The sequence below is a fragment of the Maribacter corallii genome, assembly GCF_047345415.1.
Lineage (GTDB): Bacteria > Bacteroidota > Bacteroidia > Flavobacteriales > Flavobacteriaceae > Maribacter_C.
This window is the reverse complement of the sequence record NZ_JBLFEP010000004.1, coordinates 497047-509430: the sequence shown is the minus strand read 5'-3', so window position 1 is coordinate 509430 and position 12384 is coordinate 497047. Positions and strand designations below refer to the sequence as shown.

Genomic DNA, 12384 nt, shown 5'->3' with positions numbered 1-12384 from the left:
AGAAATGAGAAGCAAAATAGTAGCAGGAAACTGGAAAATGAACAAAAATCTAATGGAGACGGAGGCCTTGTTGTCAGAACTGTCCGCAAAACTGCCAGACACGGATGCCGAGGTCATGGTCGCTCCCACATTTGTGAATCTGGGCGTCGCGGTGCGCCACTTGGAATCATCCGTTATTGAAGTTATTGCCCAAAATATGCATTTTGCCCCAAGTGGTGCATTTACTGGTGAAATTTCAGGAGATATGCTCATGAGTATCGGTGTCGATACGGTAATTGTCGGGCACTCCGAAAGACGCGCTTATTTCGGTGAGACCGATGAGATATTATCAAAGAAAGTGGCGGCGGCTTTAGAAAAGAACATGCGAGTACTCTTCTGTTTCGGAGAGGAATTGGAGGAGCGTAAATCCGGAAATCATTTCAAGGTTGTAGAAGAACAACTTAAAAAAGCGCTATTCACGCTAGATTCAAAATCTTGGAACCAAATCGTATTGGCCTATGAGCCTGTATGGGCTATTGGAACGGGTGAGACAGCGAGTCCTGAACAGGCACAAGAAATGCATGCCTTCATAAGAAATACGATTACCCAAGCCTACGATAGTGGTATTGCGAACAAGGTTTCGATTTTATACGGAGGTAGTGTCAAGCCGAATAACGCAAAGGAAATTTTTTCCAAACCTGACGTTGATGGGGGGCTTATTGGCGGTGCTGCATTGGTAGCCGATGATTTTGCCGCGATTATAAAGGCCATTTAAGACCCTTGATCATAGAGCTTTGGTATGAACGACCCTTCGGTACTCTAAGGACAGAAGGGTGGTGAACAAGATTTATTTTTTCAATACGACGGGTGCTAAAACCTTAGAATGACCAATACCGTTTACATAGAGTACGCTTTTGAGGTACAACCTTTGCAACCCGCCTCGGATATACTGATGGCCGAACTGGGCGCCATCGGATTTGAAAGTTTCGTAGAGGAACCACAAGGAATCTTGGCCTATATACAACAAAAAGACTGGTCGGAGCAAATGCTAAAAGAAGTGGAGATTCTTAGGAATACCAATTTTAGCATCACTTTTCAATACAAAGAAATCGAACAAGAAAACTGGAATGCCAATTGGGAATCGAATTTCAATCCCATTCAAGTTGGTGATACCTGTGTTGTTCGTGCGCCATTTCACGAAAAACCTAGCGTACCATTCGATATTGTTATTGAACCCAAAATGAGCTTCGGTACCGGACACCATGAAACGACTTACATGATGTTGGAACATATCTTGGAACTTGATTGTGAAGGTAAATCCGTACTGGATATGGGCTGCGGAACGGGAGTTCTGGCTATTTTAAGCGCCATGAAAGGGGCAACCAATGTTGATGCAATTGATATCGATCCTTGGTGTTTCGAGAACTCCTCAGAAAATGTGGCACGAAACAACTGTAACCAGATTCAAGTGAAACAAGGTGATGCCGACCTTTTAGGTAACAATAAGTACGATGTCATTATCGCAAATATCAATAGAAATATCCTTCTCGCTGATATTCCCAGCTACGCAAATTGCCTACGCCCAAAGGGCCTTCTTCTGTTGAGTGGTTTCTACAAAGAAGATATTGCTATCGTTTCTGAAAAGTGTGGTAGTGCAGCGTTAAAGTTTGAAAAAAACTTTGAAAAGAATAATTGGGTTGCCGTAAAATATGTACTTTAGAAACATTGAAGTCCTTTTAAACCATTAGTATCATGAGTGTCAAGGAAAAAATTTCAGAAGAATTATTGCTTGAAGAAGAGACGGTGAATCAGAATGAAATCGTACTTTTTAATGATGAGGTCAATACCTTTGAACATGTTATTGAAACATTGATCGATGTCTGCGAACATACCGCCGAACAAGCGGAACAATGCTCTTTGATCGTACATCACAATGGAAAGTGTACCGTAAAAACTGGGGAGTACAGTGATCTTGAACCGCGTTGTACCCGATTGCTACAAGCTGGATTAAGTGCTGAGATCGTCTAATCCAAAAAGGGATACGGGAATTCGCCAAAGAGTGGGTGCATATGGCTGTGAGCCATTCAGTTTTATCTTGATTTGCTTTCTGGCAACCTTCACTTTAACCTGTCAGGAGCTTCCGCCCGTTCAAAATTATACTCCGATAGATTACAATGCCCAAAACCAGAATTGGGGTATTGGCCAATCCGAAGAAAAGAATATCTATGTCGCCAATAATACCGGCCTTCTCGAATATAATGGGGCTGTGTGGCGATTATATCAATCACCGAATGGTTCTACGATCCGTTCGGTCAAGGCTATAGGTAATACCATATATACCGGCTGCTATATGGAGTTCGGCTTTTGGGAAAAGCAGGCCGAAGGAGATTTGGCATACCAATCTATAAGTAGTAGTTTAGAGCTACCTCTATTGGAAGACGAGGAAATCTGGAATATTCTGGAGCTAGACAATTGGGTGCTATTTCAAAGTCTTGAAAGAATATATATCTATAATGCTTCCGACAAGTCTGTAGAGGTCGTAGAATCGAAGTCCACCAAAGCGCATATGTTCAATTTTGAAGGAACTCTTTTCTTCCATAGTGTGGATAAGGGCCTTTTTAAAATTGAAAGCGGTAAGCCGGTTTTGGTTAACGATGACGCTTTAATACGTGGTACTGTGGTCACGGGAATCTTTTCTATGGATGATAGGCCGTTGTTAGTTACCGAGAAAGGAAATTTTTATTTTTTTGATAGCGGTATTCTTGAAAAATGGACAAGTCCTTTTGAAGACAACATTCCTTCCCTAAATATTTATAGCAGTCTACAACTGGAAGATGGTACTGTTGTTCTAGGTACAATCTCAAATGGGATTTTCCAAATCGACAAGGAGGGGAACATCCTCTTGAATATCAACCAAAAAAAGGGATTGAACAATAATACGGTACTTTCTTTATTCGAGGACGTCGACCATAATTTATGGTTGGCCCTTGACAATGGAGTTAGTGTAGTTAACCTCAATTCGCCATTTAATGAATACATTGATAAAAACGGAAAACTGGGGGTAGTTTATGCTTCCATGCTCTACCAAGATTACCTATACCTAGGAACGAATCAAGGTCTTTTTAGCAAACATATCGAGAACCATGAGGACTTCAATATTATTCAAGGAACCGAAGGTCAAGTCTGGGTTTTGAAGGTGGAGGGGGATGCGTTGTTCTGTGGACATAACAATGGTACTTATCTTATAGAAAATCAAGAGGCCAAGCTTGTTTCCAATTTTCCTGGAACTTGGGATATCAAGCCCATTCCGGGGAAAGAAAACCTCATGCTTCAAGGAAATTTCAATGGGTTAAGTGTTCTGGAAGAAACCGGAGAAGGTTGGAAGTTGAGAAATACCATAGAAGGTTTTGACATATCTAGCCGTTTTTTTGAGTTTATTACAGAAGGCCAAGTGGCCGTGAATCGTGAGTTCAAAGGCGTTTATAAGCTCAATTTTGACGAAGGGTATAGAAAGGTGATCAAGGTAGTGAATGAAGCTTCAAAAGGTACTGGAGCTAGTCTGGTCAAGTTCTCGGATAACCTGCTTTATACCTGTGACCAAGGTGTTTTTAAGTACCATAATTTGGAAGACCAGTTCAAATTGGATACACTATTGACGAATATGTTTTATGTAGATAACAACGATGTGCCTGTGGGTATTTTCGTTTCCGATATTGAAAACAGTCAACTTTGGTATTTCACCAACAGCAATATTGTTCAAGTCAGGCCGGGCAGGTTCAGTACTACTGCCGAAGTCAATAAAATTGCCATTCCTTCCGATCTGAGGAAAAATTTGGGGGTATTGGGATTTGAAAGTCTGACACCACTTAAAAATGAGAAATATTTAATAGGAATCTCGAATGGGTATCTTACATTGAATTTGAACAAGGTTGCCTCAAAAGAGTACGTCGTACGAATTAATTCAATAGCAAGAAAATCCACAACATCGGCTTTAGAGAACGTAGTACTGGTAGAAGGGAGCGCGGACTTCAATTCGTCTCAGAACAACCTGTCTTTCTCCTATTCCATTCCCGAATACGATAAATACACAGAAGTAAGGTATCAGTATCAGCTTCAGGGAAAATATGATAGCTGGAGTGACTGGACAAAAGACCCTAGTGTGTCTTTTGAGAATTTACCCTTCGGTAATTATACCTTCAAAGTCAGGGCAAAAGCAGGAAACGAAGTTTCCAGTAATGTTGCATCATATACGTTCAGAATCAAAAGACCCTGGTATTTATCGAACTTGGCCATCGCTCTCTATGTATGTGGTGCCACTTTATTGGCCATTTTTGTGCATAAATTATACAAGGGATATTATCAAAAACAACAAGAACAACTCTTGAAAGAGAGTAAAAAGAGATTGAAGCGCAAAAGGCTTAAGGCGCAAAAAAAAATAGTTCAGCTCAAGAACGAAAGACTGCAAGAAGAGGTTAAGAACAAGAATAGAGAGTTGGCCATATCAACAATGAGCATTATCAAAAAGAACGAGTTTCTCAATGCAATAAAGGACCAACTGAAACAAAATGTAAAAAATCCAGGAATAAGCTCCGTAATTCGAACAATAGATCGGAACATCAATAATTCAGATGACTGGAAATTCTTTGAGGACGCATTTAATAATGCGGATAAAGATTTTCTTAAAAAAGTTAAAGGCGTACATCCTGAATTGACCTCCAATGATTTACGACTATGTGCTTATCTAAGACTGAATCTATCTTCAAAAGAAATAGCTCCATTACTCAATATATCTGTTCGTAGTGTGGAGGTAAAGCGCTATCGTTTGAGAAAAAAAATGAATTTGTCGCATGAAAGTGGACTAACTGACTATATTATGGAGATTTAAATCCTCAACATCATACGTTTTTACCCCAACATTACCTATACAAGTGGCTATTTTGTTTAATTTTTCCTGCTAACTTCTCTTTTTTGCATATTCATCAAAAAACACCATTTTAATTGGGATATTCACTTATTTGAGCTACTTTTTTTGAATTGTATGTTTTTTGTATGGGTTAAATTTTCGAATTCCCCAACACAACATTATATCTTGTGGCTGTTTCTTAAGACTTCGGTCGTGTTGGCCGCAAGTATTTGAATTCGAAACAAGCAGTACAATACAAAATGTTTTCACTAACCCAAAAAAAATGTAATATGAAGTATTTTAAGTACATCGTTGCGGCCTTGATTATGATATCGGTCGCGTGCGAGGAAGATGACACTATAGCGGCGGTTGCACTTTCCAATTTGGTGGTCGACCCGGAGGTAAGTAGCGAGATTCCAGGTCAGGTAATCTTTAATACTTCTGCCTCAGGAGCAAAGTTGTTTAAGTATGACTTCGGCGATGGAACAACAGGAGAATCGCTTACCGGATATACCGTTAAAACCTATACGGAGCCTGGCCAAAACGATTACACGGTAACCATTACGGTCACAGGTAATGATGGTACTACCCTAACGGAGACTGTTCAGGTTTCGGTAGATATACCAGTAATGAACTCCACCTTGGTTACTACGTTGACCAATGGAAGTTCAAAAACCTGGTTCATTGCCGCAGCTCAGCCTGGTCATTTAGGTTTGGGCCCAGCAAGAGAAGGAATAGATGGTGATTGGTGGTACCCAAAATGGTATTCTGCCCAGGCTTTTGAAAAGTGTGGTGAAGCCATATCGGATTGTTTTTGTGATGATGAGCTTACTTTTACCGTTGATACTAGCGGTGAGGTTACCTATGTACTTGACAATAAGGGGCAAACCTTTTTCAATGTAGGGCACAAAGCTTTAGTTGGAGGAGCAGAGACAGAAGATGCCTGTTATGATTTCGATACTTCAGGTTCAAAAATAGTAACGATTTCTGATGTCAGTGGCAACGTTCCTGATGGAGAAACTACTGGAATGCAAATGGAGTTTTCCGATGGTGGGTTTATGAGTTACTATGTAGGTTCCTCGAGCTATGAAATTTTAGCGTTGACGGAAGACTTACTTTATGTAAGAACCTATGATACCGAGAATCCAGATTTAGCCTGGTACTTAAGATTTACTGCTGATGTTGCTACTGATGGCGGTGAAGAAAGTCTGGAAACAATTTACACGAACCTGGTTTGGGCCGACGAATTTGATGTTGACGGCGCTCCTAACCCGGCGAATTGGACCTATGACTTAGGTGCAGGCGGTTGGGGCAATGGCGAAGCTCAAACCTATACTGATGATCCTGAAAATGTGGTTGTCGCAGATGGTGTTTTGAAAATTACGGCCAAAGCTGCAGATGCTGGAACGGTAACTGGCGCAACGCACTACTATGATGATGTGACATTGGTTGCAACGGGCGGTGCTACATCTTCTTTAGAGGATTTTGAAGGTGCCGCACCCACATTTACTACATTTGGTGGAGTATCTACCGCCGTAATTGACAACCCAGACCCCAGTGGAGATAATGTTTCAACGAAGGTTGCAGAATCCGTTAAACCAGTAGGCGCTGAAACTTGGGGAGGTTCGTACTTTGATACGTCCGCTCCATTGGATTTAAGTACCTATACGAACATCAGTGTGAAAACGTGGTCACCCATGGTTGGGGATACGATCAAGTTAAAAATAGAGAATAAGGCCAATGCGAATGAGTTTTATGAAGTAGATCTGCTTTCAACTGTTGCAAACGAATGGGAAACATTGACTTTTGATGTCAGCGGAGCACCTAATTTCACATACGATCGGGTGGTATTGTTCTTTGACTTTGGAGAAAGCCCTGTGGGTAATGCCGCTTATACTTCAGCGCGTATAAAATCGGAAAACCTGTACGAGTTTACCTATGGCCGAGTGGAGGTAAGGGCTAAACTTCCTTCCGCTGGAGGAACTTGGCCGGCGTTGTGGGCACTTGGAGCTAATTTTGATACCGTAGGATGGCCAACATGTGGTGAAATAGATATCATGGAGCATGTGGGTAATAATGCGAATGAAACTTCTAGTGCATTGCATTACCCCGGAAATTTTGGAGGTACAGCAGTAACTGCGGCAACAGAGGTAGCTACGGCTACTTCGGAATTCCATAATTATACGGTGGAATGGACACCGGATTATATCAAGTTCGTTGTAGACGATGAACTGGTGCATCTTAGCTTTGTAAATACAACGGATACCCCTTTCAATAGTGATTTCTTTTTTATCATGAATATTGCAATGGGAGGAACTTTAGGTGGAGCGATTGATCCGGCATTTACACAAGACACAATGGAGATCGATTATATCAGAGTCTACCAATAATCAATGACTTTTGAACAACTAAGGCCGGTATATTTACGATAGTACCGGCCTTTCTTTTCAAAAGCCTTCAACCTTAAAAAGCACATAAGTTTCGTATACTAACATCAAAAGGTGACGTATTGAAAGAGAGAGCTATTCAAATGAACAAATCGTACACGATCCTAATCAGCCTCATAGTGGCCCTTGGAGGGTTTCTATTAGGCTTTGATAGTGCGGTGATTTCCGGTGCGATCAAGGGCATTACGGTCTATTTTGATATGACCGATGCCATGCTCGGATTTTCAGTAGGCTGTGTGGTTTTTGGTGCCATGGCGGGTAATTTGGTTGCGGGACCTTTGGCGGACCGCTTTGGACGCAAGAAGGTATTACTTATTGTAGCGGCCCTTTTTACCATTTCGGCCACCTGGTCGGCATTTGCGACCAGTTATAACGAATTCATTATTGCCCGAATTATTGGAGGTATCGGAATTGGTGGAGCCATATTAATAGCACCGATTTACATTGCCGAAATAGCTCCAGCTAAATTGAGGGGAAGTTTGGTTTCCTTTAACCAGTTGAATATTGTAATCGGTATTTCAGTAGCCTATTTTTCAAACTATTTTCTCGTGAATATGGAAGGGGAAAGTTGGCGTTGGATGTTGGGGGTGGAAGCGATTCCGGCCTTGATTTATTTTTTGGCTCTTTTTACAGTACCTCGAAGCCCGAGGTGGTTGATTCAAAAATTAAATAAGGTTGAATTGGCCCAAAGGATTTTGACGAAAATAGGAGGTGAAAAGTATGCTGAGGTGACGGTAGCCGAAATTAAAAGGGGAGTTGATAAGAAAGAAAGTATTGGAAAATTCTCCGATATATTCAAAAAAAAGTATTCCATAATCATGGTCATTGCCCTGGGTATAGCTTTCTTTCAGCAAATTACCGGTATCAATGCTGTTTTTTATTATGCGCCGACCATTTTTGAACAGGCCGGTGGTAGTACCGATTCTTCTTTTCTACAAGCCATTGTAGTTGGGTTGACCAATTTGGTATTTACGCTAGTGGCCATTTGGCTTATTGATAAACTAGGTAGAAAGCCTTTACTGCTTATCGGCTCGAGCTGTATGACCATAGCTTTGCTAATGGCGGCTTTTGCGTTTCACAAGGCAACGTATGACTTTAGTGAGGTGACCCTCATGAAAGTCAGTAATAAAGAAATACAATCCGAACTGACCCAATTAAGCGGGGAATCATTTGATAGCCAAGAAGCACTTTTTAGGGCTGTGGAAACCAAATTGGATGCGGACTTGTTATTGGAATTTAAGCGCAATGAAATCACAAATTTCATTCAGATTAACGCAAGTTTGGTGTTAATAGCTATCTTATTGTATGTAGCTGCTTTCGCCATTTCACTGGGTCCTGTTATGTGGACACTTATATCGGAGATTTTCCCGACCAAAATCAAGGGTATAGCGATATCGGTAGTTGGGTTTTTTAACTCATTGGTAAGTTTTTCCGTGACTCAGGTCTTTCCATGGGAACTGTCAAATCTCGGCCCGACAATGACCTTTGGTATTTATGCCGTACTATCATTTTTGGCCATTCTATTTGTGTACAGATTTGTAATTGAAACCAAGGGGAAATCTCTTGAAGAGGTGGAAGAACTATTGGTAAAAAAATAAGGTCGAATAAACATTATAAAAAGAAAGTGAATGGAGTACATCCAAATTGAAAATGAAGGGTATTACAAAATAGGGAACAGTGATTCGCTACGTCCTTTTTTCATGAGTATCGTGAGTGATTCCAATCATTGGATGTTCATTTCCAGTAATGGAGGACTAAGTGCTGGGAGAAAAGATAGAGATCATGCCTTATTTCCCTATTACACGGATGATAAGATTACCGAATCGTATGACACTACTGGAAGTAAATCCATCTTTCAAGTGGAAAAACAAACCGGGGAAAAAGTGGTGTGGGAGCCTTTCTCAAATAGGTATACAGGGGCATTCAAAACTACTAGAAATCTGTACAAAAACGAATTTGGAAACAAAATCATTTTTGAAGAAATCAATCACGACCTTGATTTAACCTATCAGTATCAATGGAATTCGAGCAATAAATTTGGCTTTGTTAGAAAAAGCAAACTCCGTAATCATTCGGATGATAACATTCAGTTGACGATTCTGGATGGAATTCAAAATGTGATGCCCTATGGAGTGCCGGCGAGCACGCAACAAGGGAGCAGTAATCTTGTGGATGCTTATAAAAGAAGCGAACTCATCAAAGATTCGGGGCTTGGAGTTTTCGCATTAAGCGCTATTATCGTTGACAGGGCCGAACCTAGTGAAGCTTTAAAAGCAAATGTCGTTTGGTCTATGGGGCTGTTGAATACAAAGACCCTATTGTCGTCCTTGCAGTTGGATGACTTCCGTGATGGAAAGGCAGTAGTTGAAGAAAGCGATGTCAAGGCCGAAAGAGGGGCCTTTTTCTCGGTGGCTGATATACAGCTCAAACCGCAACAAGAAAAACAATGGGCTATTGTGGCTGATGTAAACAAAAGTTCGGCGAAAGTCCTAAACCTCTCTGAAAAGATCAAATCGAACGATCATATTTGGGCAGCTGTCTTCGATGATGTGGCGTTAGGCACCCAAAATCTAATACGATTGACCAATTCTGCCGATGGCAAACAAATCACCACGGATAGGAAAAGCAACATACGACACTATTCGAACGTCCTTTTCAATATCATGAGAGGAGGTGTTTTTGACAACAACTACCTCGTTGAGAAAGATGATTTCAAGACATACCTTGCCAAGGCCAATCAAGAGGTATTCCAAAATAATGCGCATTTAGTAAATGATTTGGCCGATACGTTCACACTTCAAGAATTGAAGAACAGCACTGCTCAAAGTAACGATAAGGATTTTGGCAGGCTCTGTCTGGAATATCTGCCGTTGAAGTTCAGCAGAAGGCACGGTGACCCTAGTCGCCCCTGGAACCGTTTCTCTATCAATACCACTACCGAGGATGGTCAAAAAATACTGGACTATGAAGGAAACTGGCGTGATATCTTTCAAAACTGGGAGGCCTTGGCCCACTCATACCCGAGATTCATTACGGGCATGATCCATAAGTTTTTGAATGCGACTACTTTTGATGGCTATAACCCGTATCGAGTAACCAAGGGCGGCTTCGATTGGGAAACCATTGAACCGGATGACCCTTGGTCGTATATAGGATATTGGGGAGATCATCAGATCATATATCTACTGAGGTTCCTTGAATTTAGCGAATCGCATTATCCTGGTAATTTAGGAAAGTATTTCGATGATGAAATATTCGTGTATGCCAATGTGCCCTATAAGATTAAAGAATATGAGGCGGTTTTAAGGAATCCGAAAGACACCATTGTCTTCGATAAGGAATTAGATGCAAGAATTCATCATGAGCGTACGCTGCTTGGGGCAGACGCGGCCTTATTACAAGATGCGAACGGGCATATTCATAAAGTAAACATGCTAGAGAAATTATTGGCTACAGTTCTGGCCAAGGTCTCCAATTTTATTCCAGAGGGTGGTATCTGGATGAATACACAACGTCCAGAATGGAACGATGCCAATAACGCCTTGGTGGGTAATGGCGTTTCAATGGTCACGCTGAACTATTTGAGAAGATTTCTAAAATTCCTTGAGAAAATGATGGTGCAGATTCCTGTGCAGGAGTATTTCATATCTAAAGAGTTGGTACGATTTTTCAATGCCGTCAGAACAACACTTGTCGAAAATGAGTCCATTCTTTCCGGTACCGTGACGAATAAAGATAGAAGAGTGGTAATGGATGGTTTAGGGATTGCAGGTAGTACCTATAGAACCAACATCTACGAAAATGGGTTTACCAATGAAACGAAAGTGCTTACCAAGAGTGATATACAACAGTTTGTGGCAGTAACCTTAAACTATTTGGATCACAGTATTGCGGCAAACAAACGTTCTGATAACCTCTATCATGCTTACAACTTAATGTCCGTTGAAGATGATGGAGGCGTATCGATTTCCTACCTTTCCGAAATGCTTGAAGGTCAAGTTGCTGTTTTGAGTTCTGGCTACGTTTCGGCCAAAGCATCTTTAGCTCTTTTGGATGGCATGAAAAATAGTGCTTTGTTTAGATCAGATCAGTACAGTTACCTACTGTATCCAAATAAAGACCTGGCCAAGTTCGTGGACAGAAACAATATTCCCTTGGAAAAGGTCCATCAATCTGCCTTGATAAAGCAATTACTAAAAGATGGAAACACCAAAATTGTAGAAGTCGATATTCATGGTGGGTATCATTTTAATGGGTCTTTCAACAATGTTGATAGCCTAAAAGGGGCATTAATCGATTTGCCTCAGGAACGCTATGGGCATTTGATCCAGAAAGACAAGGCTCTGTTGCTCAAGGTTTTTGAGGATATTTTTGATCATAAATCCTTTACAGGTAGGTCCGGTACCTTCTTCGGATATGAGGGCCTAGGTTCCATTTATTGGCATATGGTTTCTAAATTGCTTTTAGCCGTCCAAGAGACCTGCTTTCGTGCCATTGCGGAAAAAGAAGATGAGGAAACTATCGGTAGGTTGTTGGAACATTATTATGAAATCAATGAGGGCATCGGTGTGCATAAACCGCCAGAGTTGTACGGAGCTTTTTCAACAGATCCCTATTCACACACTCCATCCGGTAAAGGAGCACAGCAACCGGGTATGACCGGTCAAGTGAAAGAGGACATTTTAAGCAGGTTTGGAGAATTAGGTCTTTATGTGGAAGGTGGAAAGTTGACATTCAGACCACAGTTGTTGCGACAGGCCGAATTTCTTAATGAACCACGAGAGTTTTCCTATATTGAGCTTAATGGAGGGACCGAAAAATTGCTATTGGAAACGAACACACTCGGGTTCACCTATTGTCAGGTACCGATAATTTATTCGTTGTCTGAAGAAGCGAATGAATTAAAAATTCTATTTAGAGCAGGTCATACCCTTGAAATAGAAGGGCTGACCCTAGACCGGGAAACGAGTAATAAGATATTTGAACGTACTGGGGAAATTGACCGAATTATGGTTTCCCTAGTGAAATGATATGTGCACGAACCAATTATAAACC

General features: G+C 41.1%; 7 protein-coding genes. All 7 read left to right on the top strand.

The genetic code is table 11. The features are described 5' to 3' along the window. The first annotated feature begins 4 nt into the window (after window positions 1–4). Window positions 5–754, top strand: a complete 750-nt coding sequence (gene tpiA / locus ACKWCA_RS16495) for a triose-phosphate isomerase (protein WP_413979311.1) — start codon at window positions 5–7, stop codon at window positions 752–754. 108 nt (window positions 755–862) lie between these two features. Further along, entirely contained in the window at window positions 863–1699 is an 837-nt protein-coding gene (gene prmA, locus ACKWCA_RS16490; RefSeq protein WP_413979310.1) for a 50S ribosomal protein L11 methyltransferase, read from the top strand. Between the two features lie 32 nt (window positions 1700–1731). After that, window positions 1732–2007, top strand: coding sequence for an ATP-dependent Clp protease adaptor ClpS (locus ACKWCA_RS16485; protein ID WP_413979309.1), 276 nt, complete (start codon window positions 1732–1734; stop codon window positions 2005–2007). Next, entirely contained in the window at window positions 1991–4864 is a 2874-nt protein-coding gene (locus ACKWCA_RS16480; RefSeq protein WP_413979308.1) for a helix-turn-helix and ligand-binding sensor domain-containing protein, read from the top strand. The genes ACKWCA_RS16485 and ACKWCA_RS16480 overlap by 17 nt, the downstream gene beginning before the upstream one ends. A gap of 308 nt (window positions 4865–5172) precedes the next feature. After that, window positions 5173–7272, top strand: a complete 2100-nt coding sequence (locus ACKWCA_RS16475) for a family 16 glycosylhydrolase (protein WP_413979307.1) — start codon at window positions 5173–5175, stop codon at window positions 7270–7272. A 119-nt stretch (window positions 7273–7391) separates the two neighbouring features. Continuing rightward, window positions 7392–8927 carry a sugar porter family MFS transporter gene (locus tag ACKWCA_RS16470; protein WP_413979306.1) on the top strand — a complete coding sequence of 512 codons (1536 nt, stop codon included), beginning with the start codon at window positions 7392–7394 and terminating at the stop codon, window positions 8925–8927. 30 nt (window positions 8928–8957) lie between these two features. After that, window positions 8958–12359 (top strand): hypothetical protein, encoded by a 3402-nt coding sequence (locus ACKWCA_RS16465; RefSeq protein ID WP_413979305.1) that lies wholly within the window; start codon window positions 8958–8960, stop codon window positions 12357–12359. Window positions 12360–12384: the final 25 nt, after the last annotated feature.

Bases quoted from the DNA above. Each gene is read 5' to 3' on its own strand.
- tpiA (WP_413979311.1), top strand. From the start codon at position 5: ATGAGAAGCAAAATAGTAGCAGGAAACTGGAAAATGAACAAAAATCTA.
- prmA (WP_413979310.1), top strand. From the start codon at position 863: ATGACCAATACCGTTTACATAGAGTACGCTTTTGAGGTACAACCTTTG.
- ACKWCA_RS16485 (WP_413979309.1), top strand. From the start codon at position 1,732: ATGAGTGTCAAGGAAAAAATTTCAGAAGAATTATTGCTTGAAGAAGAG.
- ACKWCA_RS16475 (WP_413979307.1), top strand. From the start codon at position 5,173: ATGAAGTATTTTAAGTACATCGTTGCGGCCTTGATTATGATATCGGTC.
- ACKWCA_RS16465 (WP_413979305.1), top strand. From the start codon at position 8,958: ATGGAGTACATCCAAATTGAAAATGAAGGGTATTACAAAATAGGGAAC.